The 26,257-nt window shown below is 36.1% G+C and carries 26 protein-coding genes and 1 other RNA gene; 18 read left to right on the top strand and 9 right to left on the bottom strand.

Annotated elements, in window-relative coordinates; genetic code table 11:
* Positions 1–431: 431 nt before the first annotated feature.
* The 6 genes from IGL37_RS09135 (at position 432) to IGL37_RS09110 (ending at position 7,696) form a co-directional block, all read left to right on the top strand.
* Positions 432–1,388 (top strand): ABC transporter permease, encoded by a 957-nt coding sequence (locus tag IGL37_RS09135; RefSeq protein WP_002356852.1) that lies wholly within the window; start codon positions 432–434, stop codon positions 1,386–1,388.
* Positions 1,389–1,399: 11 nt separating this feature from the next.
* Positions 1,400–2,323 carry a carbohydrate ABC transporter permease gene (locus IGL37_RS09130; protein ID WP_002359877.1) on the top strand — a complete coding sequence of 308 codons (924 nt, stop codon included), beginning with the start codon at positions 1,400–1,402 and terminating at the stop codon, positions 2,321–2,323.
* Positions 2,324–2,346: 23 nt separating this feature from the next.
* On the top strand, positions 2,347–3,813 hold the full coding sequence (locus IGL37_RS09125) for an ABC transporter substrate-binding protein (RefSeq protein ID WP_002362904.1): 1,467 nt from the start codon (positions 2,347–2,349) through the stop codon (positions 3,811–3,813).
* A gap of 70 nt (positions 3,814–3,883) precedes the next feature.
* On the top strand, positions 3,884–4,519 hold the full coding sequence (locus tag IGL37_RS09120) for a YesL family protein (RefSeq protein WP_002362905.1): 636 nt from the start codon (positions 3,884–3,886) through the stop codon (positions 4,517–4,519).
* Positions 4,473–6,203, top strand: a complete 1,731-nt coding sequence (locus IGL37_RS09115) for a sensor histidine kinase (RefSeq protein ID WP_052133300.1) — start codon at positions 4,473–4,475, stop codon at positions 6,201–6,203. Before IGL37_RS09120 ends, IGL37_RS09115 begins: the two co-directional genes overlap by 47 nt.
* Positions 6,204–6,214: 11 nt before the next feature.
* Positions 6,215–7,696, top strand: a complete 1,482-nt coding sequence (locus IGL37_RS09110; RefSeq protein WP_002359882.1) for a response regulator transcription factor — start codon at positions 6,215–6,217, stop codon at positions 7,694–7,696.
* Between the two features lie 40 nt (positions 7,697–7,736).
* Here the strand turns inward: IGL37_RS09110 and IGL37_RS09105 are convergent, their stop codons facing one another.
* Entirely contained in the window at positions 7,737–9,878 is a 2,142-nt protein-coding gene (locus tag IGL37_RS09105; protein WP_033917883.1) for a GH92 family glycosyl hydrolase, read from the bottom strand.
* A gap of 172 nt (positions 9,879–10,050) precedes the next feature.
* Between IGL37_RS09105 and IGL37_RS09100 the strand changes: the two genes are divergently transcribed.
* Positions 10,051–11,163 (top strand): FUSC family protein, encoded by a 1,113-nt coding sequence (locus IGL37_RS09100; RefSeq protein ID WP_033917884.1) that lies wholly within the window; start codon positions 10,051–10,053, stop codon positions 11,161–11,163.
* 43 nt (positions 11,164–11,206) lie between these two features.
* Here the strand turns inward: IGL37_RS09100 and IGL37_RS09095 are convergent, their stop codons facing one another.
* Complete coding sequence (locus IGL37_RS09095) at positions 11,207–11,689, bottom strand: SRPBCC family protein (protein WP_002356863.1); 483 nt, start codon at positions 11,687–11,689, stop codon at positions 11,207–11,209.
* 21 nt (positions 11,690–11,710) lie between these two features.
* Complete coding sequence (gene gloA2 / locus IGL37_RS09090; protein ID WP_002356864.1) at positions 11,711–12,091, bottom strand: SMU1112c/YaeR family gloxylase I-like metalloprotein; 381 nt, start codon at positions 12,089–12,091, stop codon at positions 11,711–11,713.
* Between the two features lie 211 nt (positions 12,092–12,302).
* Here gloA2 and treP point away from each other — a divergent pair, with 211 nt between their 5' ends.
* Together treP and IGL37_RS09080 are read left to right on the top strand one after the other, a co-directional pair.
* Positions 12,303–13,769, top strand: a complete 1,467-nt coding sequence (gene treP, locus IGL37_RS09085) for a PTS system trehalose-specific EIIBC component (RefSeq protein ID WP_002383776.1) — start codon at positions 12,303–12,305, stop codon at positions 13,767–13,769.
* Between the two features lie 127 nt (positions 13,770–13,896).
* On the top strand, positions 13,897–14,901 hold the full coding sequence (locus tag IGL37_RS09080; protein WP_002356866.1) for a nucleoid-associated protein: 1,005 nt from the start codon (positions 13,897–13,899) through the stop codon (positions 14,899–14,901).
* A 38-nt stretch (positions 14,902–14,939) separates the two neighbouring features.
* Here IGL37_RS09080 and IGL37_RS09075 read toward each other — a convergent pair whose 3' ends face one another.
* Positions 14,940–15,293, bottom strand: coding sequence for a YxeA family protein (locus IGL37_RS09075; protein WP_002387247.1), 354 nt, complete (start codon positions 15,291–15,293; stop codon positions 14,940–14,942).
* A gap of 198 nt (positions 15,294–15,491) precedes the next feature.
* Here IGL37_RS09075 and IGL37_RS09070 point away from each other — a divergent pair, with 198 nt between their 5' ends.
* Both IGL37_RS09070 and IGL37_RS09065 read left to right on the top strand, forming a co-directional pair.
* On the top strand, positions 15,492–16,196 hold the full coding sequence (locus IGL37_RS09070; RefSeq protein ID WP_002384290.1) for a zinc metallopeptidase: 705 nt from the start codon (positions 15,492–15,494) through the stop codon (positions 16,194–16,196).
* Positions 16,197–16,279: 83 nt separating this feature from the next.
* A complete protein-coding gene (locus tag IGL37_RS09065) occupies positions 16,280–16,618 on the top strand; it encodes a hypothetical protein (RefSeq protein WP_002356871.1) in 339 nt (112 codons plus the stop codon).
* A 26-nt stretch (positions 16,619–16,644) separates the two neighbouring features.
* Here the strand turns inward: IGL37_RS09065 and IGL37_RS09060 are convergent, their stop codons facing one another.
* Together IGL37_RS09060 and IGL37_RS09055 are read right to left on the bottom strand one after the other, a co-directional pair.
* Positions 16,645–17,490, bottom strand: a complete 846-nt coding sequence (locus tag IGL37_RS09060; RefSeq protein WP_010710597.1) for a PhzF family phenazine biosynthesis protein — start codon at positions 17,488–17,490, stop codon at positions 16,645–16,647.
* Positions 17,491–17,546: 56 nt separating this feature from the next.
* The gene (locus IGL37_RS09055) at positions 17,547–18,398 is read right to left on the bottom strand and encodes a PucR family transcriptional regulator (protein WP_002383772.1); all 852 of its coding nucleotides are present in this window, start codon (positions 18,396–18,398) and stop codon (positions 17,547–17,549) included.
* 77 nt (positions 18,399–18,475) lie between these two features.
* Here IGL37_RS09055 and tadA point away from each other — a divergent pair, with 77 nt between their 5' ends.
* Positions 18,476–18,997 carry a tRNA adenosine(34) deaminase TadA gene (tadA, locus tag IGL37_RS09050; RefSeq protein ID WP_002362126.1) on the top strand — a complete coding sequence of 174 codons (522 nt, stop codon included), beginning with the start codon at positions 18,476–18,478 and terminating at the stop codon, positions 18,995–18,997.
* Between the two features lie 39 nt (positions 18,998–19,036).
* Positions 19,037–19,123: signal recognition particle sRNA small type (gene ffs / locus IGL37_RS09045), an RNA gene on the top strand.
* A 91-nt stretch (positions 19,124–19,214) separates the two neighbouring features.
* Here ffs and IGL37_RS09040 read toward each other — a convergent pair.
* Together IGL37_RS09040 and IGL37_RS09035 are read right to left on the bottom strand one after the other, a co-directional pair.
* Entirely contained in the window at positions 19,215–19,595 is a 381-nt protein-coding gene (locus IGL37_RS09040) for a PH domain-containing protein (protein WP_002356881.1), read from the bottom strand.
* A gap of 259 nt (positions 19,596–19,854) precedes the next feature.
* Positions 19,855–21,093 carry an aminopeptidase gene (locus IGL37_RS09035; protein ID WP_002356882.1) on the bottom strand — a complete coding sequence of 413 codons (1,239 nt, stop codon included), beginning with the start codon at positions 21,091–21,093 and terminating at the stop codon, positions 19,855–19,857.
* 250 nt (positions 21,094–21,343) lie between these two features.
* Between IGL37_RS09035 and IGL37_RS09030 the strand changes: the two genes are divergently transcribed.
* Both IGL37_RS09030 and IGL37_RS09025 read left to right on the top strand, forming a co-directional pair.
* Positions 21,344–21,916 carry a TetR/AcrR family transcriptional regulator gene (locus IGL37_RS09030; RefSeq protein ID WP_002356883.1) on the top strand — a complete coding sequence of 191 codons (573 nt, stop codon included), beginning with the start codon at positions 21,344–21,346 and terminating at the stop codon, positions 21,914–21,916.
* Positions 21,917–22,073: 157 nt separating this feature from the next.
* A complete protein-coding gene (locus IGL37_RS09025; protein ID WP_002356884.1) occupies positions 22,074–22,547 on the top strand; it encodes a TspO/MBR family protein in 474 nt (157 codons plus the stop codon).
* Positions 22,548–22,620: 73 nt separating this feature from the next.
* On the opposite strand, the gene IGL37_RS09020 is transcribed toward IGL37_RS09025, so the two are convergent.
* Positions 22,621–23,064 carry a flavodoxin gene (locus IGL37_RS09020; protein WP_002356885.1) on the bottom strand — a complete coding sequence of 148 codons (444 nt, stop codon included), beginning with the start codon at positions 23,062–23,064 and terminating at the stop codon, positions 22,621–22,623.
* A gap of 174 nt (positions 23,065–23,238) precedes the next feature.
* On the opposite strand from IGL37_RS09020, the gene map reads away from it, so the two are divergent.
* From map to IGL37_RS09005, 3 genes are all read left to right on the top strand, one after another.
* Positions 23,239–24,003 carry a type I methionyl aminopeptidase gene (gene map, locus IGL37_RS09015; protein ID WP_033917885.1) on the top strand — a complete coding sequence of 255 codons (765 nt, stop codon included), beginning with the start codon at positions 23,239–23,241 and terminating at the stop codon, positions 24,001–24,003.
* Between the two features lie 15 nt (positions 24,004–24,018).
* Positions 24,019–24,927: a YihY/virulence factor BrkB family protein gene (locus tag IGL37_RS09010; RefSeq protein WP_002383768.1), complete on the top strand. Its 909-nt coding sequence runs from the start codon at positions 24,019–24,021 to the stop codon at positions 24,925–24,927.
* 110 nt (positions 24,928–25,037) lie between these two features.
* A complete protein-coding gene (locus tag IGL37_RS09005) occupies positions 25,038–26,174 on the top strand; it encodes an MraY family glycosyltransferase (RefSeq protein ID WP_002366956.1) in 1,137 nt (378 codons plus the stop codon).
* Positions 26,175–26,257: the final 83 nt, after the last annotated feature.

Below are 26,257 nucleotides of genomic sequence, written 5' to 3'. Positions count from 1 at the left end.
CAACATATTGTGTGTGCATAAAGGCAAATAGAAAAATAGTAGTGAAATAGCTAGTAATAATAAAGAACCAGCTTGCATTAAAACTGCAAAAAAATAAACTACAATTAAACGAATTGCTCTAGTGTTTTTTACGGATAAAATTCAAAAATAGTCCTCCTCAAAAATAATTAGAGGATATCCTTTGTGAAACTATCAAGTTCTCAGATTTTATAAAACAAATACACGCTAGCAAAATCGCTTTATGAGTGAGGTTTAGCCAATTGTTTTTAAGGTTCTTAAACAGTTGTAAAAAAAAATATCAGATAAACGTTTTCACAAAGAACAGTCAATTCGGTAAATTTTTACCTTAAAATGACACAAAATCTATAATTTGTTTCTCAAATCCTATAATTTGTTCCTTAAAAAGATATTATGAAAACGCTATTATATTTATGAAAGGAGCGAAACGAATGAAGAAGAAAAACGGGTTTTTTCAAAATGTATGGCGTTATAAGGCCTTAATCCTTATGGCGTTACCAGGATTTATCTGGTTTATATTTTTCTTCTATATACCAGTCTTAGCCAATGTGGTCGCATTTAAAGATTTTCATATTTCACCAGATGGTTTCTTAGCTAGTCTAAGAGAAAGTCCTTGGGTTGGTTTTGAAAACTTTAAATTTTTATTTGCGTCAAAAGATGCTTGGTTAATTACTAGAAACACCATTTTGTACAATGTCGTCTTTTTAGCCTTTAACTTATTCTTCGCGATTGCTTTTGCTATTATTATGAGTGAATTAAGAAATCGTCGCTTAGTTAAAGTTTATCACACGATGTCATTGCTACCATATTTCTTATCTTGGATGGTTATTAACTATTTTGTTTATGCCTTTTTAAGTCCAGACAAAGGGATTTTGAATCAATGGATTACTGGTAATGGCGGCACAATGATTAACTGGTATGCAGATCCACGTTGGTGGCCAGTAATTTTTGTCTTCCTAAATGTTTGGAAGAGTCTAGGCTACAACAGTATTATCTACTATGCTTCTGTGATGGGGATTGATCCGACATACTATGAAGCAGCGATGGTAGATGGTGCCAACAAATGGCAACAAATAAAAAATGTTACGATTCCACAAATTTTACCAATGATGTCTGTTTTATTAATTTTAAACATCGGCGGTATCTTCAGAGCAGACTTTGGTTTGTTCTACATCGTACCAAGAAATTCAGGTGCGCTTTACAACGTGACAAGTGTGTTAGATACCTATATTTACAATGGCTTAACGGCTACTGGTGATGTAGGCATGACGGCAGCTGCAGCGTTATATCAATCTGTCGTTGGGGCATGTTTGTTATTAATTGCGAATTTAGTTGTTCGTCGAATTGAACCAGATTCAGCACTATTTTAGGAGGAAGGATTATGAAAAAGAAAAAAGTCACTAGCGTTAACGTTCGATCCTTCAACCCGACAGCGAATTTGATTTTCAATATTGTCATTGCGATTTTTGCTATTTCCTGTGTGGTTCCGTTTTTCTTTGTTATTATGATTTCATTGACAAGTGAAGGATCATTAGCAGCAAACGGCTACCGGTTTTGGCCAAAAGAATTTTCATTGGAGGCCTATCGTTACATTTTCCAAGGGGCAATGAGTCAACGCATTATTCATGCCTTAGGGGTAACGGTCTTCATTACGGTGACAGGGACGATTGTCAATGCAACAATGACGTCATTATATGCCTATGTCATTTCTCGTTCCAACTTTCCATTTAAAAAATTCTTTACATTGTTTGCGTTAATTACAATGTTATTTTCACCAGGGATGGTTGCGAACTATTTAGTAATGACAAACTTATTGCAATTGAAAGATACAATTTGGGCGTTAATTTTGCCTTTAGCTTTAGGACCATTTAATATTTTAGTGATGCGAACGTTTTTCAAGAAAACCGTGCCTGACAGTATTATTGAATCGGCACGTATTGATGGCGCAAGTGAAATGCGCATTTTTGTCAGCATTGTGTTACCACTAGCCGTTCCAGGGATTGCCACAATTAGTTTATTTGCGGCTTTAGGTTATTGGAACGATTGGTTCAATGCGTTACTTTACATTCAAAAAGATACCTTGGTACCATTACAGTATTTATTGATGAAAATTCAAAACAACTTAGAGTTCTTATCAAGAAGTACGGATATGGGTGCAGCAGCACAAGAAGGGTTAGGCGTTCTACCAAGTGAATCGGCTCGAATGGCGATTGTTGTCTTATCTACGTTACCAATTGCGTTAACTTACCCATTTTTCCAAAAATATTTCGTGGGTGGTTTAACAATCGGCGGCGTGAAAGAATAAAATTGTACAGGAGGAAATAAGGAATGAAAAAATGGCAAAAAGGATTAGCCGTAGCTGGCGCAGCAGCTTTAGCTGTAGGATTAAGCGCGTGCGGTAAATCTTCAAAAGATGCAGCGTCAAAAGGTGATGATAGTACACCAACGTTATTAATGTATCGTGTTGGGGACAAACCAGATAATTATGACCAATTAATCGATAATGCGAATAAAATTATCGAGAAAAAAATTGGGGCAAAATTAAAAATGGAATTTGTTGGTTGGGGCGATTGGGACCAAAAAATGTCAACAATCGTTGCTTCTGGTGAAAGCTATGATATTTCATTAGCACAAAATTATGCAACGAATGCACAAAAAGGCGCCTATGCTGATTTAACTGATTTAGCACCTAAATATGCAAAAGAAGCCTATGATCAATTGCCAGATAACTATATTAAAGGAAATACGATCAATGGAAAACTGTATGCGTTCCCAATTTTAGGTAACTCTTACGGTCAACAAGTTTTAACTTTTAATAAAGAATATGTCGATAAATACAATTTAGATATTAGTAAAGTCGATGGTAGTTATGAAAGTGCAACGGAAGTTCTAAAAGAATTCCATAAAAAAGAACCAAATATTGCTGCTTTTGCTATCGGCCAAACATTCTTTGCAACAGGTAATTATGACTTCCCTATTGGTAACCAATATCCATTTGCAGTAAAAACAACTGATACTGGCTCACCAAAAATTATTAACCAATATGCCGACAAAGACATGATTAATAACTTAAAAGTTTTACATCAATGGTATAAAGATGGCTTGATTCCAACAGATGCTGCTACAAGTACAACACCATATGACTTAAATACCAATACTTGGTTCATGCGTCAAGAAACACAAGGACCTATGGATTATGGTGATACAATCTTAACACAAGCTGCTGGCAAACCACTTGTTTCTCGTCCACTAACAGAACCATTAAAAACAACATCACAAGCGCAAATGGCTAACTATGTTGTTGCAAACACGTCTAAAAACAAAGAAAAATCTGTTGAATTGTTAGGTTTATTAAACAGCAATCCAGAATTGTTAAACGGACTTGTTTATGGTGAAGAAGGCAAACAATATGAAAAAGTTGGCGATGATCGTGTGAAATTATTGAAAGATTACACACCAACAACTCACTTGAGTGCTTGGAACACAGGAAACAACTTAATCATTTGGCCAGAAGAATCTGTCACTGAAGAAATGGTTAAAGAACGTGATAAGAGCATCGAAGAAGCAAAAGATTCACCAATTCTTGGTTTTACTTTTGTAAATGATAAAGTGAAAACTGAAATCACTAACGTTGCTACAGTTATGAACCGTTACGCAGCAAGCTTAAATACAGGAACTGTTGATCCAGAAGAAACACTTCCAAAATTAATGGATGACCTAAAAACAGCTGGCTGGGATAAAGTTCAAAAAGAAATGCAAACACAATTAGACGAATATATCCAATCTCAAAAATAATCACAGGAGGCTGAGGCATTAGCTGAGCGCTTTTGGCTCAGCCTTTTACATAATAGAAAGGAAGAGGAAGATGGAAAGTACAGGGATTCAACGGTTGTTTTACCTTTCCTGGACAGTAATCAAACTAAATTTACTGTTTGTTTTATTTAGTTTAGCTGGAGGGATTATTTTTGGTGTTGGCCCAGCACTCCAAATGATGACTGATTTCATTTTGGAAGAGGGCATGAATTATCAAGCAATCACCGTTAAACGAGCATTTGAATCATGGAAAGCACATTTTAAAAGAAGTAACTGTTATTTTTTACTTTTTCTCTTCACTTTAGGATTTGTTTTTTATAATATTTATTTAGCCGTTCAATTTACCGGAATAATGTGGTTAATTATTACATTTATTTTATTTTTTGTTTCCCTAATACTCGTTATTTTTTACATTTATATGCTACTATATGAAGGAAGCTATTTTATCTCAACTATTGATTTAATGAAGCTTTCATTTATCAGTATCTTTTTAAACCTCGGTGTATTTTTTAAAGTCTTATTCGGTGTAATTAGTATCGTTGCTTTAACTTGGAAAATGAAAGGACTGCTACTATTTGCTTCGTTTGCCTTAATTATGATGTGGTGTGCCTATGTCACGCGCAAAAATCGCCAGTTTATTGATGGAAAGTTGGAACAAAATGAAGCGAATCTTCAAAAAACTGTTTAAAAAAAAATATTTATTAAATCGATTAGTACAAAAATACAGTCTACTGTTAACAAGTATTATTTTGTTAACGGTGGCTGCTTTGTGCGTTTATGTTACTTATACAATTAACTTATCAATTGATTCACAAAAAAATAACGCCGTTTCCCAAATTGACAGCTATGTAACGAATAAAAATAATGCAGCGACGAATATGATTAATGAATTAGCTGGCTCTGCAAGTAAAATTGAAAACATGCGAAAATATATGGAACTTTCTCCTCCTGAGTATTTTGACTATACTTACAGTCAATGGTCGGAAGATCGGGTCAGTACCCACTTTGGAAATAATTTAAGTACATTATTTAGCACCTTTCCTGACTTAGAAGAAGTGATTATTCGCTTAGATGAATTTGATCAGGTTTTGTTCGCCAATCGCACAGCTACAAATGGGAAAAAAATGGATATGTCATCAATTAAAAAACATGGCTTTCAACTAATGCGAATTATCTCCGATCCTTATACAGGACAACCGCTGGGAGAGTTGTACACTGTGTTTTCAAGTCAAGAGTTGCTAGGCAACCAAGCAGACTTATTGAAAAAATCAGGTATTAATGCGTTTATCTATGATAGTGCTGGGAATCAAATTTTTTCTGAAAAAGCACAATTTACCAAAGAAGAAGAGCGGCAACTAGATAAAAGAATGCACACCGATAGTGACATTCAACAGGTTTTTCATAATCGCTACGATATTACGGAAATAGAAAGCAGTGGCCGGAGTACCATTCTCTTATTAACAAGCCGCCGAGTCTTATTTCAACAATTGTTTATGAATTATGCGGCCATTTTAGGGATTGGGTTACTTTTGATTGTTATTTTATTAGTGGGCTTAAACCGCCTGTTTAAACGCTACTCTCAACAAGTCCAATTAATTTTAGAAGCAACACGAGCCATTGGCGATGGCAATTTAAAAGAACGAATTGACACGAATCAAGTTCAGGAAGAATTGAATGATATTGCTTCTGCGATTAATTTTATGGTAGACAGTTTAGATCAATACATTCACGATATTTATACTTTAGAAATTAAGCAACGCGATGCCCACATGAGAGCATTACAGTCGCAAATTAATCCTCATTTTCTTTATAATACGTTGGAATATATTCGCATGTATGCCTTGAGTCGGCAACAAGAAGAACTAGCTGATGTTGTCTATGCTTTTTCAACGTTACTTAGGAATAATATTAACCAAGAAAAAACCACGACCTTGGCAGAGGAAATCTCATTTTGCGAAAAATATGTGTATTTGTATCAAATGCGTTATCCCGACCAATTTGCCTATAAGTTCGAAATAGAAGAAACAATTGCTGATGTTGAAATTCCTAAGTTCATTATTCAGCCGCTTGTCGAGAATTATTTTGTGCATGGTATTGACTATCAACGACAAGACAATGCTATCAAGGTCCACGCCTACCGAGAAGGCGAAAAAATTATTGTGGCTGTTGTGGATAATGGAAAAGGAATTACCTCCAATCGGTTAGAGGAAATTCGCGAACGTTTAAATCAAACAGAAATAGAAACGGAACAATCCATTGGGTTAAGAAATGTTCATGAACGTTTACAACGCTTTTTTGGGGAGAGTTATGGTTTAACCATTGAAGGGAAAGAAGGAGAAGGGACGACAATTCGTCTTTCGTTTGTAGCATAAGGGGTGAAAAGATGTATCGAGTGATGTTTGTTGATGATGAATATATGATTTTAGAAGGCTTAAAATGGATTATTCCTTGGCAAGAGTTAGGCTTTGAAATTGTTAAAACAGCGCGTAGTGCGCAAGAAGCATTGGCTTTTTTAGAAACAGAATCTATTGATGTTTTATTAACAGATATTACGATGCCGGAAATGAGTGGGATCGAATTAATTGAGCAAGCAAAGAAAAAAGGACATCAATTTATTAGTTTAATTTTATCAGGTTATCAAGAGTTTGATTACGTCAAAAAAGGCATGGCTTTGCAGGTCCAAGATTATCTTTTGAAACCAGTCAATAAGCAAGAACTATTAGCCAATATCCAGAGAATTAAAACAGAATTGGACCAACAAAAAAAATCCCATGCCCGCGTGCGTCTATATCTAGAAAATGGCTTGATGCGTTGGCTTAATGATGAAATCAGCGAAGGGGAATACGAAGAGTTAATGCAGCAATTTGCGACTATAAAACCAGGTGATTTTACCGTTTTATTGGTTGAAGCTGAGATGCCATTTTTAGAAACAATCAAGGAACTATTTATGAAAAAAGGCCAACTGTTATTCATTGAAAGTTGGATGAGTACGTACCACCAATTGTTACTTATCTATAAAGGGGCCAGACAAGAAGCGTTCTTATTTATTCGTGAAATTGAAGCGATTCTAGCTGGTCAAGGTCAGATTTTTGTAGGGGAATCTGTGAATGAATGGGAAACGGTTTATGAAAGTTATGAGAAAGTAAAACAGTTGCAAGCAATTGAAACGTTCTATCAAGAATTTCTGCCAAATAATCAAAAAGAACAAATGAATCGTTCGGCAGAAGATTTTACTTTCCTAGCGTTTAACCAAGCCTTGATGATTGGGGATATGCAGACCATTCAACGGGAATTAGATGCCATTTTCAATCAGTTAAGTCAACAACACGCTACGCCAGAATATGTACGCTATGTAGTCTTCTTACTTTTTTCAGATATCTCCCGTCAGTATCCAACTGTGTTAGAAGAAAACTATGAAAAAATCGTGGAAGAAATTCGAGCTAGCAACAATCTTAATACACTGTATGCGTTAATGCAGCAAGTCTTGGCAGAAGTGAAAAATAAACCTAAAATAAAAAAATATTCAGAAAGTGTTAGCCAAGCTGTAGAAAGAATTGAACAAGGCTATTTAGAAGAATTAAACTTAAAAACGGTGGCGGATGAGCTTCATTTGAACCCTAGTTATTTAGGCCAAATTTTCAAAAAAGAAACCAAGCGAAGTTTTTCTCAATATTTGAATCAAGTGCGTACCAAACATGCCCAGAAATTATTATTGTACACGGATGATACAATCAACGAAATTTCAGAAAAAGTAGGATTTAACAATACCAACTATTTTTCAAAAATGTTTAAAAAATTAAATGGAATTACGCCAAAAGAATTTCGAGAGCAATACCAATCAAATTACGCAGGTGTCGAAGAATAAAAAGAAAGATGTTCAATTTTTATGAACATCTTTCTTTTTATTATTTTTCCGTACTTAATGAAAACGGTCGTTCTGCTGTGGTTTGTGGATTCGGGACGATCCCTAATTGATAATCTAAAGTCCCGCCGTTTAATAGTTCTTGATGAGTAAAGTAAGGCGCAGTATGTTTTTCTTGGTTTAACTGAATTTCATGAATAAATTGTTGTTGGACTTTGTTTGGTGATGTCTGAATGGTTAATTGTTTACCATTTGACAGTTTTACTTCCGCCGTCTGGACTAAAGGCATCCCGATTACATATTCACCAGTTCCTGGTGTGACGGGATAAAAGCCTAAGCTATTAAAAATATACCAAGCAGACATGCTACCATTGTCTTCATCACCTGGATAGCCAGTTGGTGAAGCATTAAATGTTTGCATTAGTTGTTTTAAAAGTGGTTGAGCCATCTCTGGTTTGCCGATGTAGCTGAATAGAAACGGATAATGGAAACTTGGTTGATTTGAGATGGCTAATTGACCAAAATCAATTGCCGCCATTTCGCTCATTTCATGAATTTCAAAACCATAGCCTTCAACGTTAAAGTTAGGCGCTTGATTGCATAGCTGAATTAATTTTTTTTCGAAAGCTAACTCGCTACCATATAGCTTAATCAAACCTGCAAAATCTTGATAAACCGCAAAACTTGATTGCCAAGCACTTCCTTCGGCGTAATCTTTGCCCCAACGAATATCTAAAAAGTCAGGACGGAAATGGCCTTCAGTATCCTTTGCTTGCATAAAGCCAGTTTCAGGATTAAAAAGTTGTTGATAATTCAAGGCTTGTTGACGATAAAATGTTGCGGTCTCTGAATCATTCAGTGTTTTTGCAACTTGCGAAATACAGAAATCGCTGTACGCATAGTCTAAGGTATGATTGACAGATTCATGATAGGTTGAAGGAACATAGCCATATTTTAGATAATCCAGAGTTCCTTGACGTCCATAATTTTCTCGTTCGCTTTGTTGTGTGGCACCTTTTTTCATCGCTTCTAGGAACTGAGGCATCAAGTCAGGACGAATCTTTTTCACGGCGGCATCAGCAATGACAGCGTCAATCAAGGTGCCGGGCATTAAACCACGCTCATCTGGAGATAACCATTTTGGCAAGAAACCTGTTTCGTTGTAACTATTTAAAAAGCCTTCTAGCATCTCTTCGTATTTTTCTTGAGCAATTAGTGAGAACAATGGGTAGACCGTTTTATAAGTATCCCAAAAGCCATTATTGGTATATAGTACACCAGGACGAACCGTTTGCGAGAACGTATCATAATGAATCGGCTGCTGATTTTCGTCCAATTCATAAAAGGTTTGCGGAAATAGGAATGTTCGATACAGTGTATGATAAAACGTTTTAGTATGTTCAGGGTTTTCATGCGTTACTTTAAGGCGATCGAAATAATTATGCCAATCTGCGATTCCTTGTTGCAGCATCTCAGTAGAACGCAAAGAGATTTCTCGCGCTAAATTTAACTGCGCTTGTTTTTCAGAAATAAATGAACTACTAAAATGAACAACTTGTTGAGCAATATTTCCAAAAGAAAGAAGGATTTTGCCATCTTCACCTGAAGAAGGGGCAAACCATTTGGTTAAAGGCTGTTCAAAATGAAGAACAAAATAAAAACTAAAATCTGGATCTTCACAACCAGAATAGTTGATGACTTTTACAGCCACTTGATGGTCATCTAATTGTTTTACTTGATAACGTCCAGGCAGAGTTAGTAGTAAGTGATTATCTTTTTGTTGATAATCAATGGTTAAGATACCACCATACATGCTTGGGATTAATTGAGAAGTTATTTGATAGCGTAATTGAGTTAAATTAATTTCGACAGGAGAAAAAAGGCTTTCTTCTGGACGATAAGAACTTTGGGCATGGAATAAAGAAAGTTCCGACAATGAACCACTGACAGGGGTCATTAATAAATGACTAAAATCACCCATCCAAGGACTTGGTTGATGCGTTACTCGATAGCCTTGAAATGTTCGATCTTCTGGATGAAACCACCAGCTGCCTTTTTGGTCAGTTGTTTGCGGGGCGTAAAAATTCATCCCAAATGGCACGCCAGTATAGGGTAGACAATTTCCATTCGAAAAACTATGTTGGTTGGCAGTTCCGTGTCGCGTATCAATCGCTTGAATATTCATGAAAGTAGCTCCTTTGTTTTAAATGATATATCATATAGGCTGATTATAGCACAAAAAACAAGAAATGAAAGCGTATTTATTTGCTTTTTTATTTATTTTTAACGAATTGGTATATTCAATTTGAGGAGGGAATTGACAAGCATGTTACAATGGATAAGGAATCGATATTGGAGTGATTGTTATTTATTTTTTTAGTACAAAAAGTCAGCAATTTTTTGCGTATGTTTGGGCCATTTTCCCAGTCATCGCCTTTTTTTTGGTTAGTTTTTATACATTGGATTTTTTATTTTCCCCAAGCTATTTAATTATGGTGCCTGTATTTACTATTATGTTTAAAATTAACTATAAAAAAGATTATTCGTTTGTAGCGCTGCTCAAAATGAGTACCAGGCAATTTGTGATCAGTTTTTTAGCATTTATAGCTAGTAGTTCCTTTAGCTGGTCTATTATTTTAAATAGTAGTGTGACATTTTTAATTGTTTATTTATTTTATTCATCTGCGACACCGATGCGGTATCATAGTTATTTGATGATGTTTACGTTTTGTCAGTTAATCCAGGTTAAAGGAAATACATTTTTGATGCAATCTCAAGTTGTGACCTTTTTAATTGGTCTTTTTTTATTGGCTTTAACACTAAACGCTTGGTGGCAAACAGGATTAAGTCAGCTAACCAGCTTAAAGAGTAGAGGCCATGTTCGCTTTTTTAAAAGCATTCAATTAAATATGAAGCAACAAAAATTGGCGGTTATTAATTTCTGGCACGACTTACAACAGACTTTTTTTGGGATCACAAGTTTCAAACAATTTTTAGAAAGTCCTGACGAAAGGGTGCAACGATTTCGTTTAGCTATTCGTATGAGTTTCACCATTACGCTGAGTTTTATTTTAATGTGGAGTGTAGGAGGCATTAAAATAATTTGGATTCCGATGAATGTTTTTCTACTCTTGCATCCAGTGAAAGCAGAAATGAACACGCGTATTAAGACACGTTTTTGGGGGACTCTTTTAGGATGTTTCCTTAGTCTGTTTGTTGTCAATTGGCTTCAATTGCCACTGACACACCTCGTTGTTTCTAGTTTGATTGGCATTTTTGTTTATGCCCTAAAACCAGGAACCGTGTTACAAGTGACAATGGCAACGATTTTTGGGTTATGTTTGGCAACAATTAGTTTACGAGGGATGTATGCCGCAGAGTTGCGGGTCTCTTTTGTATTATTGGCAATTTTTGTTGTTTGCTTAATTGATTTAGGTTTATTTGTTTATCAGCGTATCTTGCGTTTTTAAAAAGTGTGGCACAGAGGGTTATTTACCCGTTGTGCCACACTTTTTAATTTTCTAAATTCGTTAATTTTTCCAAGTAATGATTTTCTATTTGCGGAAAATCTATTTTTTCTGGTGCTGCATCAGGGGTTTCAACTACTTGCTTCAAGCGGTTGAGAACAATTGACCAACCAGCGATATCTTTATGGCGAGGTGTTGTAAAATTTTCTGGGAGAGATTCTGAAAAGACTAACAGGGTCTGATGAGGTGCTTGTTCTTTTAAGTCAAAATAGATGATACCAGTATCCCAAGTCACGCCCAGATATTTTTCCTCTGCATAATCAGTGAAAGGCATTGTTTCTTCAAAATCGGGCAGAATAAACCGCCAAAACCCGTTAACACCTAATTCACCAATTTCTAATTCTGGAAACCATTGTTTTAGCTTGTCTGTCTCAGTTAAGTAGCGCCAAATCGTTTGAGGGCTGGCTGAAATTGCCCGTTCTGTACCAAAATAAATCGTCTGGTTTTCTAAGCGAAAGGTATCTTTCATGTTGTTTCTCTCCTTTATTTATTATTCGTGAAGTTCTAAAGGTAGTCCATCTGGATCAAAAAAGAAGGTCATTTTTTCACCCGTAAAATCATCTACTCGTAGCGGTTCTGTTTCAATTCCTTGCTCATTTAAAAAAGCAATCACTTCTTCAATATGTTCAACTTTAAAAGCTAAATGACGTAATCCTAAAGCTTCAGGATAAGAGGGGCGAGCGGGAAATTGATCAGAAATGAAAATTTCTAATTCTTGGCTGCCTAATTTTAAATCTAATTTAATATCGTTTTTTTCGGGACGATGATTTTCGCGAAGAACTTCAAAGCCCAGCTTTTCGACATAAAAATTTTTAGTTGCTTGATAATTTGAGGCATTGATTGCCACATGATGAATTTCTTTAAAAAACATTTTTCATACTCCTTTTCGTTTTTTCCCTCTGTAGTATAGCAATAAAGAAGCAGCTAAAAAAGCGTTCTGTTTGACTCTTTAAGAAAAGACAAGGGAATTTCAAAAAAATAAAATTATTTTTTTGAAAGAAAGCGCTTGCCAAAAAAAGAATAATCAAGTATGATGTATATACAACTTAATTGTATATACAAGTTTGAGAGGAGAATGTAAAATGGGTAAGTTTCAAAGCGATGCACAACAGTTGTTGAAAGCAGTAGGAGGCAAAGAAAATATTTCAGCTGTTTCTCATTGTGCAACTCGAATGCGTTTTGTATTAAAAGATCCAAAAAAAGCGGATGTACCTGTGATTGAAGATATTCCTTCTGTAAAAGGAACCTTTACAAATGCTGGACAGTTTCAAGTAATTATTGGGAATGAAGTCCCACAATTTTATAATGATTTTTCTGCAATTTCCGGTTTAGAAGGGGTTTCAAAAGAAGAAGGGAAAGCAGCTGCCAAAAGTAATTTGAGTCCTGTTCAACGAGTTGTTTCTGTTTTAGCTGAGATTTTTACACCATTGATTCCTGCACTTGTTATCGGGGGATTGATTTTAGGGTTCCGCAATATTTTGGAAGGGGTTCCATTTGGCTTTCTTGATGGTCAAACAATCGTGGAAGTTTCTCAATTTTGGAATGGAGTCAATTCATTCTTATGGTTAATCGGCGAAGCAATTTTCCACTTCTTGCCAGTTGGGATTACGTGGAGTATTACGAAGAAAATGGGAACCACACAAATTTTGGGGATTGTCCTAGGGATTACATTAGTCTCACCACAACTTCTGAATGCTTATTCAGTTGCGACGACTAAAGCAGCAGAAATTCCTTTCTGGGATTTTGGGTTTGCTCAAGTTAACATGATTGGTTATCAAGCGCAAGTTATCCCAGCTATGTTAGCCGGCTTCTTGCTTGCCTATCTTGAAATTTTCTTTAGAAAAGTGATTCCTCAAGCAATTTCAATGATTTTTGTCCCATTGTTTGCTTTAGTACCAACAGTATTGGCTGCACATGTCATTTTAGGACCAATCGGTTGGACGATTGGTAGTTGGGTTTCTGATATCGTAAACGCAGGATTAACGTCAACATTTAATTGGTTATTTGGCGCCGTCTTTGGCTTTATGTACGCACCATTAGTCATCACTGGGTTGCATCATATGAGTAATGCGATTGATTTACAGTTGATTGCTGACTTTCAGTCAACCAACTTATGGCCAATGATTGCTCTATCAAATATTGCACAAGGTTCAGCGGTTTTAGCAGTTATCTTTATGCATCGTGGAAACAAAAAAGAAGAACAAGTTTCGATTCCAGCGATGATTTCTTGTTACTTAGGTGTGACTGAACCAGCGATGTTTGGGATCAACTTAAAATATGTTTATCCATTTGTTGCGGGCATGATTGGTTCGGCAATGGCAGGAATGTTTGCCACTTTAATGGGCGTTCGTGCTACAAGTATCGGCGTCGGTGGCTTGCCAGGAATTTTATCTATTGTGCCACAATATTACTTGCCATTTTTAGGCGCAATGGTGATTGCCATTATCGTACCAATGGGCTTAACTTATATTTTCAGAAAGAAAGGCATTTTTAATAAAGTCGATCCAGTTGATGAAGCAACAGGGATGTTATACAGCGAAGAAGGGTAATCGCTTTTTGAAGTAAAGAAGAATTCGTAGACATTTGTCTACGAATTCTTCTTCTTTTTATAGAAACTATTGGCTTTTTTCTCTCTTTCAGTTAGACTAAAAAGGTTGAGAAAAGGAGAGCGTAAAAATGGATATTTATTTAAAAAAAGCAATTTTACACATTATTGATCGAGAAACTGGGACGCCGGTTTTTTCTGAAAAGGAACTAGATTTAACCACTGAGTATATTCGAACGTATTTAACTGCAAAAATTTCAAAACTTTCGACTGCACAAACAAAGACTGGAACATTGGCGGAAAATAGTTCCTTTGTTGACACGTTACGTGGGATTCCTAGTGATTTTGTGAAGAAAAGCCAAGAAGTTACCCAACATTGGTATGATGTTTATTCAGGAAGCGAAGATGCGCCTAGTGCTGATATTTTGTTCATTTTATATGAATTAGATACGGTGTTACATGTCGCAATGATTAAATTAAACTATAAAGAAAGTTACACGCATTACGTCGACTATGAAGAAGAATCCGTTTATAACAAACTGATTATCAATCGAGCAATTTTGTCTTCAAAATCACAAAAACCAGATGAAGGGATTACGGTTGACTTAGATACATTAGCGTTTGAATTACTAGAGAAAAGATATGAATTTTCAGGAGAAAAAATCTGGTATTTCTCTGAAAAAGTGATTGAGACGCAAGCGGCACCTTCCATGGAAGAAAATATCAAAGAAATTAAAAAAGCAGTCAAACGTATTGGAAAGAAATTTAACGAAGATGAGTTTGAACTAATGGCTTCTGTAAAAGAAGCGGTATATGATAGCATTGAGGAAACGGGAACGATTGACAATGAGCAAATTGCTGAGCAAGTGTTTAAAGAAAATGTATCAGCTAAATTAGCTTACCAAGAAGAAGTGAATGAGTCGAAGTTTGTCGACAAAACACCGCCAGTCAGAGAATCTCGCGAAATTTCTGAAAAGAAATTTGGCAAACAAAAGTTAAAAATGGATAACGGTATTGAATTAATTGTTCCGTTAGATGTTTACCGCAATGGCGATTTAATTGAATTTGTTAATAATCCAGATGGCACAGTGTCCATTATGCTAAAAAATATCGAAAAAATTAGTAATCAATTATAAAGAAAAAACCGTTGGTCGCTTGCCAACGGTTTTTTTCTTTATTTTAATTTTTCTAAAGCTTTTTCAGGGACTTCTTTTTCTGTCACTTCATTCCAGCTGATCACGCCTTTACGGGGATTAACTTTCAATTTTAGATAGGCTTTCATACGCAAAGGTTGATCACGGGATTCGTTTAATTCCACGGTTTTTTCTTCACCGTTTTTATTAAACGCAGGTTGTTGATAGTAATAAATGGTCATTGCTTCACCAGAATTTGTTTTTTCATCTTTCTTTTCACCAGATGTTGTGATTTGTGTATAATAGGCTTCTCCACCGTAATAGTAATTATAAACGCCCCAGCTACCACCGGCTAAAATGACTATGGGAATTAATATTTTTAGTAATGTTTTCATTTTCCTCACCTCAAGGAATAGTATGCCTTTTTTTTAGGAAATTTGCCATATTTTTTTCCGTTAATTGAGTGACAATTTTGTTAGTTTCGGCACTTTCTTGAAAAATTCATCATTTTTTTAAACAAAAGACAACGTTTGTCGCTCCCTTTTTTTCACTATCATGCTACAATAAAGAAAAAAAGATGGAGGTAGAGGACAATGATGCCCTTTTATTTTGGAATCGATCCAACCTATATATTGGTAATTATCGGAATTGCGATTTCTGGTGCGGCCTCCGCATATGTTAACAGTACCTTTCGTAAATATGATCAAGTACGAAGCAGTAAACATGTTACAGGCACGCAGGCAGCACAATATATTTTACAAAAAGAACAAATTAATGATGTTGGAGTTCAGCAAATTGCTGGTGATTTAACTGACAATTATAATTCTGGAAACAAAATGTTGAGCTTATCCGAAGCCACTGCTCAATCGACATCGGTCGCGGCTATTGGCGTGGCAGCTCATGAATGCGGACATGCGGTACAAGATCATACGAACTATGTGCCTTTACGTCTTCGTGCAGCTATTGTTCCAGTTGCCAACATCGGTTCAACCATTTCCTTTCCACTAATTTTGATTGGTGTTTTATTTAGTTGGAATCAAACATTAATCAACATTGGAATTTTGGCTTTTTCATTAGCCTTGATTTTTCAATTGGTGACTTTACCGGTGGAGTTTAATGCGTCTAGACGTGCATTAAGTATTCTTTCTGAAGGTGGGTTATTAACAGAAGAAGAAGTCCCAATGGCCAGAAAAGTTCTTTTTGCAGCTGCACTTACCTACGTAGCAGCGGCGCTTTCGACCTTTTTACAACTTTTACGTTTGGTTATTTTATTTGGTGGCAATAACCGACGAGACTAAGTGCTAGTAAAGGTCTTTCTATTACGCATAAAAGTAATAATATGTTATGATTAAAGTAGAAAATAACAGAGGAGCTGAAGGAAATGAAAGCATCAACAAAAATTGGTATCGGTTTAAGCATTGCTGCAGTTGCAAGTGTCTCTGTTGCAGTCATCGCTTCTGAAAAAATTATTAAGAAGGTATCTCATGTTTCCAATCGTTATAAAGTTAAAAAGTTTGTAGACGATAAATTTGATGGAAACCAAAAATTATTATCGATTGTCGATGATTTATCCGATGATGAATTAGATTCTGTTTTAAATGTTGTGGATCGTGTGAAAGATGGCGGTTCAAAATTAGCTGAATATGGCGAAAAAGTTAAAGACAATACAGATTCTTTAAAAGAACGCTTTTTCACATTTATTGAAGATGCAATGAAGTAAAAAAGATGGCCTAGGCCATCTTTTTTTTATAAAAATAATTCTTTTGTTTCAACATAATAGCCTCTGCCACCAACTAGAACTTGATCAATTGTCTTTTGGGATGTAGTGTTCAAACGCACTAAGACTTCTGAAGGAGCGTTTAAGGTATAACCTTGGGCAAAGGTGTAATTGGTTTTTTGTAAAATTTGGTGATGGTACAGATAACAAGCTAACGCACCATTTGATGTACCAGTAGCGGCTTCTTCATCGATGTCATAAAGAGGTGCAAAATTCCTACAAATGATATTTTCTTCAGACAAAGCAAAAAGATGCATCCCAATAACTCCATACTTTTGACTAAGTAACTTAATTTTTTCAAAGTTTGGTTGTAAATCCTGTAATAATTGCGCATTTTTAATGGGAACCAAAATATCTTTTAGGCCCGTTGACACAATCTGGATAGGAAAAGCAGTTGCCACTGCGTTTAAATCAAAGCAGCCGCTCAATTCTTCTAAAGTGAGCGTATCATAAAAAGTTGGGACAGTTTGTTCCATAAATAGTTGTTCACCGTTAGCCGTGATTGCGAGCAAACCGCTGTTCGTTTCGATTGTATATTCTGTTTGCAATAATTTATTTAAGTGCTTCATAATGGTGAAAGCGCCAATTGTCGCGTGGCCACATAAGTCGACTTCTTCTTTTGGTGTAAAATATTCAAGGCGGAAATCAGCAATCTTTGAGTCTGAAATAAAAGCAGTTTCTGCAAATCCTAGTTCTTTGGCGATGGCCATTTTTTGGGTTCTCGTTAAGGGCTGTGTCATAAAAACAACGCCTGCTTTGTTGCCACCTTCGTGGTTTTTACTAAATGCACTAGCGACATATGCGGTAATTTTCATTGGAACGCCTACTTTCTAATTGGGAATAAAAAACATACGAGTAAAAAATGGACGTGCTACTTTCTTAATAACAAATAACAAAAGATTAAATCATCCATTTTTTTTAAAGATAAGCCAGTTTGTTCAAAAAACTTTTCCAAACGATAGTGTAAAGTATTTCGATGCATAAATAAATCTTTTGCAGTGGAGCTGATATTGCCTTGATTTTTCCACAAAGCGCTGATGATTGGCTGAATATCGGTGTCTTTATTTAATAAACGACGATAATACTCAACAAGTACATTTTGGCTCATAGCTTCCTTGGTAAAATAGTGGAGGGCGACATCGGTTAAACTAAAAACAGTCGTCCGACTAGAGGAATTAAGTTCTTCTGAAAAAATACGTTGTTCTTCATGGAAACAACGCCGGAGAATGTCTTCAGAGGAATAAAAATTGCCAACAAATACAGCACTAGTGCAATCAAAGTCTGTATCTAATGTTAAAAAGATCCCTTGAATTTCTTCTTGTTGAAAGGTATTTTTTGACTGTTCTTCAACTAAAATATACATATTATTACTTGGACTGAAACAATCAACTGTATCTGGAAACATCTTTGTTAAATTAAATTGCCATTCAGCTTGTAATTCTTTTGTGACATTCGTTTGAATTTGCAACATACGAAAGGTCCCTTCGGCAGGTAATTTTGCCTGTTGAAATAAGTAACTGAACCAAGGATGGTTACCAGTAATTGTTGGGTTTTCAGAAATCGGGAAAAGCGCTTCCAACAAATGCTGTTCTTTAATACTTAAGAAAGCTTTATTCACAATGAAAAATTGGTCGTCAACAGGAATTGAATAGGTGGCTTCGGAACCAATTGTTTTTGATAAATAGCCTTTGGGATAAAGCTGAGATAAATTTTCAATAATCATAGACACACCTCACTGATTTATTGTACCATGAAGCAAGACAGAAGTTTAGTGGGAAAAAGCCGAAAGGTGGAAATTAATTGGGAAAAAAAGAAACAACGTTAACACAAGAAGAAAAAGAATTTTTTATGCGAGAAGCCATTGCAGAAGCGAAAAAAGCAGAAGGTTTGGCTGAGGTGCCTATTGGAGCTGTGATAGTTCGGCAAGGGGAAATTATTGGCCGCGGGCATAATCTGAGAGAAGCACGGCAAGAAGCAACGGCGCATGCAGAAATGTATGCAATCCAGGAAGCGTGTCGTGGGATAGAAAATTGGCGTCTAGAAGAAACCCAATTATTTGTAACTTTAGAACCTTGTCCAATGTGTAGTGGGGCGATGCTTTTGGCACGAATTCCAGAAGTTTATTATGGCGCAACCGATCCTAAAGCAGGCACTGCTGGGACTTTGATGAATTTATTAGAAGATGAACGCTTCAATCATGTGGCCTATGTCGAAGCAGGCGTTTTAGAAGAAGAGTGTCGCTTATTGCTAGTTCAGTTCTTTAAAAAGTTACGGGCAAAGAAAAAAGAAGAGAAACTTTTAAAAAATCAAAAGAAAGACTAGTCAAAAGAATAAAAATACGTTATACTAGGTTTTGCCGAAAGGCTAGGACAATGGCGGGCTAGTGAATTGTGTCAGATCCGGAAGGAAGCAGCACTAAGCAAGTGCCGCCATGTGTCTGATTGAATAAGGAACGTATCAAGGCTGAGAAGCCTTTTTTATTTTATCTAAAATTAAAAAGACAGGAAAGTTGGTCGCTTTCCTGTCTTTTTTTGTGGATTCAAGATAATACAGCAGCTGCTAAAGCTTGTTGAATAGCAACAATATCTTTATCTTTTCTAAATTGAAGACTTACTGAAGGTAACTCAGCACTTGAAATCCATATCTTTAGTTCTGCATCTAGGTCGAAATGTCCACTAGTTTCAACAGAAAAGCGTGAAATAGATTTGTAGGGAATCGATTTATAATCAACTTTTTTACCTGTAATTCCTTGTTTATCGACTAAAATTAAGCGTTTATCTGTAAAGACAATTAAATCTCTTACTAAAGTGAAGGCCATATCTACTTTTTCGTTAGGGATTAAAACATCCCGTAATTCTTTTTCAGCTGTTTCATTGTTATTTTGTGTTGCATTCCCTAATAATCCATCAAATAATCCCATGTTAATTCTCCAATTCTACTTTTTTGAAAAAAATTCTTTTATTTAAAAGTAAACTTATATCGTGTAAAAGAATCCGCTTTCAATTTAATTATAACGTTAAAGGTCCTTCGAATGCAATTGATTTTTTAGCATAAGAAAGTGAGGCCTAAATCGCTGCAACTTAGGCCTCACTTTCTAAATTTTAAAAGAACCTACTGAATAAAAGCAGTTTCTTCTTATTTCTTGGAGCTAAAAACTTTGGTTTCAACATTTGGTAGGACTATGCCCAATCGCCGTTTCTAAAAACTGGAACAATCGTCCCGTCTTCCTTAATGCCGTCAATATTCATTTTGTCAGATCCTACCATAAAGTCCACATGTGTTTGGCTACGATTTAAACCAGCTTCAGCTAATTCTTCTTCGCTCATCTCCGTGCCACCTTGTAAGTTGAAGGCATAGGCCGAACCAAAGGCTAAATGATTAGAGGCATTTTCATCAAACAATGTATTATAAAAAATCAAACCGGATTGTGAAATTGGTGAAGGGTCAGGTACTAAAGCAACTTCCCCTAGGTGTTTGGCACCTTCATCAATAGCTAAGAGATTTTTCAATGCTTCTTCGCCTTGTTCAGCTGAGAAGTCAACAACTTTTCCATCTTTAAATGTAAATTTCATTCCCGAAATGATTGTGCCAGCATAACTTAGTGGTTTTGTACTAGAAACATAACCATCAACGCGGCGACTATCTGGGGCGGTGAAAACTTCTTCTGTTGGCATATTAGCCATGAATTCTTCCCCACGAGCGTTATAACTACCAGCGCCTTCCCATAAATGGTTTTTAGGCAAACCAATCGTTAAATCTGTCCCAGGAGCTGTGTAGTGTAAAGCAGTAAATTGTTGTTCGTTTAATTCAGCCGCTTTTTCTTGTAATTTTTTATCATGGATATTCCAAGCAATGACTGGGTTTTCTTCATAAATTCGTGTTGTTTTGAAAATTTCATTCCAAAGTGCATCAACTTGTTCTTCACTTGTTGCTAATTCTGGAAAGACTTTAGCTGCCCAGCCTTCACTAGCAGCAGCTACAACAGTCCAACTTACTTTGTTGGCTTGCGTTGCTTTTCGTAGGTTGACCAATGCTTTCCCATTAGCCGCTTGGAAAGCTGCTACACGTTGTGCATCCACGCCAGCTAATGCATCAGGATTAGAAGAAACCACGCTAATTCGGCTTGCGCCTTTGGCAATCCAATCATCGGTTTGATCAATTTTATATTGAGGAACATTTTCAATACGATCAGTTGCAGCATGAGCTAAAAATTCACGTTGAATGGTTTCGTCGCTCCATTGAACAATTACTTCGGCCGCGCCTAAGCGATAAGCTTCTTCCGTAATTAAGCGGGCAAGGGGCGCTTGATCGACACTGATTTGTAAAACAACCGTATGATTGTCCTGAACATTGACACCCGTTTCAGCAATTAAACGTGCATATTTCTTTAGATTTTCATTAAAATTCTCTAAGGTCATTCGTGATTCCTCCTTCAATTTGATGGGTAATGACTGCTCATATCATAACACGGAAGAGCGGGGAACTCAACGAAATAAAGCCTTTATCAACTGTTATTTTAAGTTGGGGTAAAAGTTGTCGTGCTCCCGCTCAGTGAACTTTTGTACAAAGAGTTGTTCTAATTTTGCATAATAGAAAAATCGTGTTACAATAACCATAAGCATTTATTTGGAAGCGTTGTATATGAATGAATAAAGGGGATAGGGAATTATGGCAAGAAAAAAAACCATTACGAAAGAGCAGATTTTAACAGCTGCCTATGAAGTAGTCGCCACTGAAGGATTTTCGAAGTTCACTGCACGTAATATTGCTAATAAAATGAAATGTTCCACCCAACCGATTTATTTGGAATTTAAAAACATGGATGATTTACGCGATGCTTTATTCCAAAAAATTCATAAATACTTAGCGAAAGAAGTATTTCCAGTAAAACATACCGGGAATACAATTGTTGATTTGGCTTTAAACTATATTCATTTTGCGACAAGTGAAAGTAAGTTATACCGTGCGCTTTATTTAGAAGAATATGGTGGCGGCAAAAAAATGCAAGAATTCTCTTATCACTATTTTACTGAAGCGGTAAAAGCTGATCCTGAGTATGCTAATTTAAACGATGTTCAAATTGACTCTTTACACATGGGGACATGGGTGGTCGCTACTGGTGTGGCTGCATTGATGACTTCTGGAATTATCCATCCTTCAGAAGAACAAATCATTCATTTAATGAAAGATAGTATTGAAGCAATTCTTGAACGAGATGAACCAATTGATATTGACCTATAAAAATTAAAAAAAGTGTAACCTCATGCTGATAACTTCTGTGAGGTTACAGCAAAAGACTGTTTCTTAAAAGAACGGTCTTTTTTTGTTAAGTGTATTAATGGTAGATTATTCGCAACCATGCTACAGTAAAGAAGAGAAATAGAAAGGGGCAAAAAACATGAACCGAGTGAAAGATAAGCGTTTATGGCTAAGTATTGTAGGAATTACCGGACTAGGGCTCTTGTCGGGCTTATTTTCAGTAAATGCGAGAGAATATTATCAAGCGTTGAGATTACCAAGTTTTGCTCCGCCAGGCTGGTTATTTGGACCAGTGTGGTTGGTGTTGTATATTTTTATGGGCATTACTTTTTATTTCATCTTAGTTCATCCAAATAAACAACAGAAAAAACGGATGATTACGCTATTTATTTTACAATTTATTGCGAACTTTTTCTGGACATTTTTCTTTTTTTCTTTACAAAATAATTTATTATCTGTGATTGATATCTCATTGTTATGGCTATTATTAATAGTTCAACAGTGGGACTACTTGCGTTATAAATTAATAACGCGTGGCTGGTTGATGATTCCTTATATTCTTTGGGTTACTTTTGCGGCAGCATTAAATTACAGTATTTTATTTTTAAATTAGGAATATCAAAACACCAGAGAAAAATGGGAACTAGCCATTTTTTTCTGGTGTTTTTTTATTTATTTCAACGTAGTTATTCTGCGGCAGTTGCTAATTTTTTCGCAAATTCTTCTAAACGTTGGATGTCGTCTTCTTCAGCGGCTAAATCAACTTTAACGCTGTCGGCGCCTTTTTTTGCCCCAATTTGAGTAAAGACTGCTTCGAAGTCGTCCACCGATTTACAAAAATCATCATAAAACGTGTCTCCTGAACCACAAACGCCGAAGATTTTTCCTGATAAATCAATCTCTTGTAAGTCTTCATAAAAGTCGACAATTTCATCAGGTAAATCGCCATCGCCATACGTATATGTAGCTACTACACAGATATCGGCCTCTTCAAAATCAGCGGCATCGACTTGCGTACACTCATCAATTTCGACCTCTAATTCTAAATCTTCAAATGCTTCTGCAACAATGTCGGCAATTTCTTCTGTATTCCCAGTCATGCTTGCATACACAATTTTAGCTAACGTCATAAACTTTCTTCCCCCTCATACAATTCTGTCACTTATTATAGCAGATGCGCATTTCTTATAAAAGACTAGCGAGTGCTTTTATTAAGGGACTTTTTGAAAATTGGTGTTTGAACAATCTTTTTTGCAAAAAATGTGATAAAATAATTTGAATGAAACAAGTTTAGGAGAGATAGTATGATTACATTAAAATCACCACGAGAAATTGAAATGATGGATGAATCAGGGGAATTATTAGCGGATGTTCACCGTCATTTACGGACGTTTATTAAACCTGGCATTACAAGCTGGGATATTGAAGTATTTGTGAGAGACTTTATTGAAAGTCATGGTGGCGTGGCGGCTCAAATTGGCTATGAAGGTTACAAATATGCTACCTGTTGTAGTATCAACGACGAAATTTGCCACGGATTTCCTCGTAAAAAAGTATTAAAAGATGGCGACCTAATCAAAGTAGATATGTGTGTCGACTTAAAGGGCGCAATCTCTGATTCATGCTGGTCTTATGTCGTGGGTGAATCAACACCTGAAATTGATCGCTTGATGGAAGTAACCAAAAAAGCGCTATATCTTGGGATTGAACAAGCACAAGTAGGAAATAGAATTGGCGATATTGGTCATGCAATTCAAACGTATGTAGAAGGAGAAGGCTACGGGGTAGTTCGCGACTTTGTAGGTCATGGCATTGGCCCAACTATTCATGAAAGTCCAATGATCCCTCATTATGGTGAAGCAGGTAAAGGACTACGTTTAAAAGAGGGAATGGTTATTACCATTGAGCCAATGGTTAACACAGGAACTTGGCGCATGAAAATGGACCCAAATGGTTGGACTGCTTATACTGAAGATGGCGGTCTAAGTTGTCAATATGAACATTCATTAGCGATTACGAAAGAAGGTCCAAGAATCTTAACGTCACAAGGCGAAGAAATGACTTATTAATAAGGAGAGTGTGTGATGAAGTTTCTCGACAACATCAAAAAGAATCAATCTTTGATGCGTTTTATTGAGACAACGCAAAGTCACATGGTCACAGCCGAAATAGGCAACAGCTCAGTGGTTGTTGCCTATTATTTATTACTCTCGCTGTTTCCATTACTGATTGCGGTAGGTAATGTCTTACCTTATTTAAGAATCGACCCTAATTCTGTGTTGCCTTATATTGCAGAGGCGATTCCGAAAGATGTTTATAAGAACTTAGAACCAGCGATTCGTTCACTACTGACTCAACGTTCAGGCGGGTTGCTTTCTGTTTCCGCTTTAGCAGCATTTTGGAGTGCCAGTCAAAGTATTAATGCACTACAAAACGCGATGAATAAAGCTTTTGGTGTCGAACAAAGGAAAAATTTTATTCTCGTAAGAGTGGTCTCATTTTTAGTTATTTTGTTATTTATGGTAGCGATTGTTGGTGTAGTAGTAATTTTAGGTCTGGGTCAGTACATTATTGAATTACTGCAACCAATTTTCCATTACTCAACGTCTGTGATCGATACTTTCCAAGCGTTAAAATGGCCGTTAACGACCGTTGTTTTATTAGTGATTATGTGTTTGATTTATGCGGTCGTTCCTAATCGGAAATTATCGTTACGTTCTATTTTGCCAGGGGCTATTTTTTCGACAGTCGGTTGGATGCTATTATCACAAATTTTTGGTTTGTACGTAAAATATTTTAGTTCTAGAATCGCAAGTTATCAAATCATCGGGAGTTTTATCATCTTGATGTTATGGTTGAATTTTGCTGCCACGATTATTATTTTAGGAGCAATTGTCAACGCTGTCGTCGATGAATACTTATCTGGAGATAAAGAAAAAAAACAACCAAGTTTTGAACAACGCTTGTTTAGATGGTTTAAAAAGAAAAAATAAATGGATTTCTTTAAAAAAGTCTAAACCGTTGCCAGAACACATGTTTCAGCTTGTAAATGCTTCAGTTTACGGTATAATATACCCTGAACGAGAAGAAAGTGGGTTCGACTATGTCACTATTTATTTATGAAGTTTTGATACGTTTATTTATGACATTTATCTTATCTTTGCTATTAACACCACTTGTTAAGCTTCTAGCGTTTCGGATTGGCGCCTACGATGCACCAGGAGAGCGACGAATCAATACCAAAAATATGCCTACAGCAGGAGGACTTGCAATCTACATTGCTTTTGCTAGTTCATGTTTATTGATTTTTCGTTCGATTATCCCACAAGATTATATTTGGCCGATTATTTTGGCTGGTGGAATGGTTGTTTTGACAGGCCTCATTGATGATATTAAAGAGATTACTCCAATGAAAAAAACAATCGGTATTTTGTTAGCAGCATTAGTTATTTATTTTGTTGCTGGAATTCGGATAGATTTTGTGACGTTGCCAGTTGTTGGAATGATTGATTTGCGCTGGTTTAGTTTACCACTAACTTTATTGTGGATTTTAGCGATTACGAATGCAGTAAATTTAATTGATGGTTTGGATGGTTTAGCATCAGGCGTATCCATTATTGGATTAACCACGATTGGTATTACAGGGTATTTTTTCCTACATGCTAAAACGGTCTATATTCCAATTGTTATTTTTATTTTAGTTGCGAGCATTGCGGGATTTTTCCCATACAATTTTTATCCAGCTAAAATATTTCTAGGAGATACCGGGGCGTTATTCCTCGGGTTTATGATTGCAGTAATGTCGTTACAGGGCTTAAAAAATGCTACGTTTATCACGGTAATTACGCCAATGGTGATTTTAGGTGTGCCAATTACGGATACGGTTTATGCAATTATTCGACGGCTATTGAACAAGAAGCCCATTTCCTCAGCAGATAAAATGCATTTGCATCACCGCTTGTTATCTTTAGGTTTTACCCATAAAGGGGCGGTCATGACTATTTATGCATTAGCGTTAGTTTTTTCCTTTGTCTCTTTATTGTTCAGCTATTCAAGTACAGTAGCATCAATTTTATTAATTGTCTTTTGTTTAATTGGCTTAGAACTATTCATTGAACTAATCGGTCTAGTTGGCGAAGGACATCAACCGTTGATGTATTTGTTACGGATTTTAGGGAATCGTGAATATCGTCAGGAGCAAATGAAAAAGCGACTTGGCAAGCATTCTAAGAGAAAGTAAAGAAATCTTTAGGTTGCTTTGCGAGAGCGTAAACCTATGATATAATTCCATTAAACTTAAAAAAGTATATGTGTGAAACATAT

Source organism: Enterococcus sp. AZ119 (assembly GCF_050546175.1).
GTDB classification, from domain to species: domain Bacteria; phylum Bacillota; class Bacilli; order Lactobacillales; family Enterococcaceae; genus Enterococcus; species Enterococcus faecalis.
The sequence above is the reverse complement of the archived record's forward strand: the minus strand, read 5'-3'. Positions and strand labels throughout refer to the sequence as shown.

Coding starts and splice junctions, on each gene's coding strand:
- IGL37_RS09135 (WP_002356852.1), top strand. CDS start 432: ATGAAAGGAGCGAAACGAATGAAGAAGAAAAACGGGTTTTTTCAAAAT.
- IGL37_RS09130 (WP_002359877.1), top strand. CDS start 1,400: ATGAAAAAGAAAAAAGTCACTAGCGTTAACGTTCGATCCTTCAACCCG.
- IGL37_RS09125 (WP_002362904.1), top strand. CDS start 2,347: ATGAAAAAATGGCAAAAAGGATTAGCCGTAGCTGGCGCAGCAGCTTTA.
- IGL37_RS09120 (WP_002362905.1), top strand. CDS start 3,884: ATGGAAAGTACAGGGATTCAACGGTTGTTTTACCTTTCCTGGACAGTA.
- IGL37_RS09115 (WP_052133300.1), top strand. CDS start 4,473: ATGGAAAGTTGGAACAAAATGAAGCGAATCTTCAAAAAACTGTTTAAA.
- IGL37_RS09110 (WP_002359882.1), top strand. CDS start 6,215: ATGTATCGAGTGATGTTTGTTGATGATGAATATATGATTTTAGAAGGC.
- IGL37_RS09105 (WP_033917883.1), bottom strand. CDS start 9,878: ATGAATATTCAAGCGATTGATACGCGACACGGAACTGCCAACCAACAT.
- IGL37_RS09095 (WP_002356863.1), bottom strand. CDS start 11,689: ATGAAAGATACCTTTCGCTTAGAAAACCAGACGATTTATTTTGGTACA.
- gloA2 (WP_002356864.1), bottom strand. CDS start 12,091: ATGTTTTTTAAAGAAATTCATCATGTGGCAATCAATGCCTCAAATTAT.
- treP (WP_002383776.1), top strand. CDS start 12,303: ATGGGTAAGTTTCAAAGCGATGCACAACAGTTGTTGAAAGCAGTAGGA.
- IGL37_RS09080 (WP_002356866.1), top strand. CDS start 13,897: ATGGATATTTATTTAAAAAAAGCAATTTTACACATTATTGATCGAGAA.
- IGL37_RS09075 (WP_002387247.1), bottom strand. CDS start 15,293: ATGAAAACATTACTAAAAATATTAATTCCCATAGTCATTTTAGCCGGT.
- IGL37_RS09070 (WP_002384290.1), top strand. CDS start 15,492: ATGATGCCCTTTTATTTTGGAATCGATCCAACCTATATATTGGTAATT.
- IGL37_RS09065 (WP_002356871.1), top strand. CDS start 16,280: ATGAAAGCATCAACAAAAATTGGTATCGGTTTAAGCATTGCTGCAGTT.
- IGL37_RS09060 (WP_010710597.1), bottom strand. CDS start 17,490: ATGAAAATTACCGCATATGTCGCTAGTGCATTTAGTAAAAACCACGAA.
- IGL37_RS09055 (WP_002383772.1), bottom strand. CDS start 18,398: ATGATTATTGAAAATTTATCTCAGCTTTATCCCAAAGGCTATTTATCA.
- IGL37_RS09040 (WP_002356881.1), bottom strand. CDS start 19,595: ATGGGATTATTTGATGGATTATTAGGGAATGCAACACAAAATAACAAT.
- IGL37_RS09035 (WP_002356882.1), bottom strand. CDS start 21,093: ATGACCTTAGAGAATTTTAATGAAAATCTAAAGAAATATGCACGTTTA.
- IGL37_RS09030 (WP_002356883.1), top strand. CDS start 21,344: ATGGCAAGAAAAAAAACCATTACGAAAGAGCAGATTTTAACAGCTGCC.
- IGL37_RS09025 (WP_002356884.1), top strand. CDS start 22,074: ATGAACCGAGTGAAAGATAAGCGTTTATGGCTAAGTATTGTAGGAATT.
- IGL37_RS09020 (WP_002356885.1), bottom strand. CDS start 23,064: ATGACGTTAGCTAAAATTGTGTATGCAAGCATGACTGGGAATACAGAA.
- map (WP_033917885.1), top strand. CDS start 23,239: ATGATTACATTAAAATCACCACGAGAAATTGAAATGATGGATGAATCA.
- IGL37_RS09010 (WP_002383768.1), top strand. CDS start 24,019: ATGAAGTTTCTCGACAACATCAAAAAGAATCAATCTTTGATGCGTTTT.
- IGL37_RS09005 (WP_002366956.1), top strand. CDS start 25,038: ATGTCACTATTTATTTATGAAGTTTTGATACGTTTATTTATGACATTT.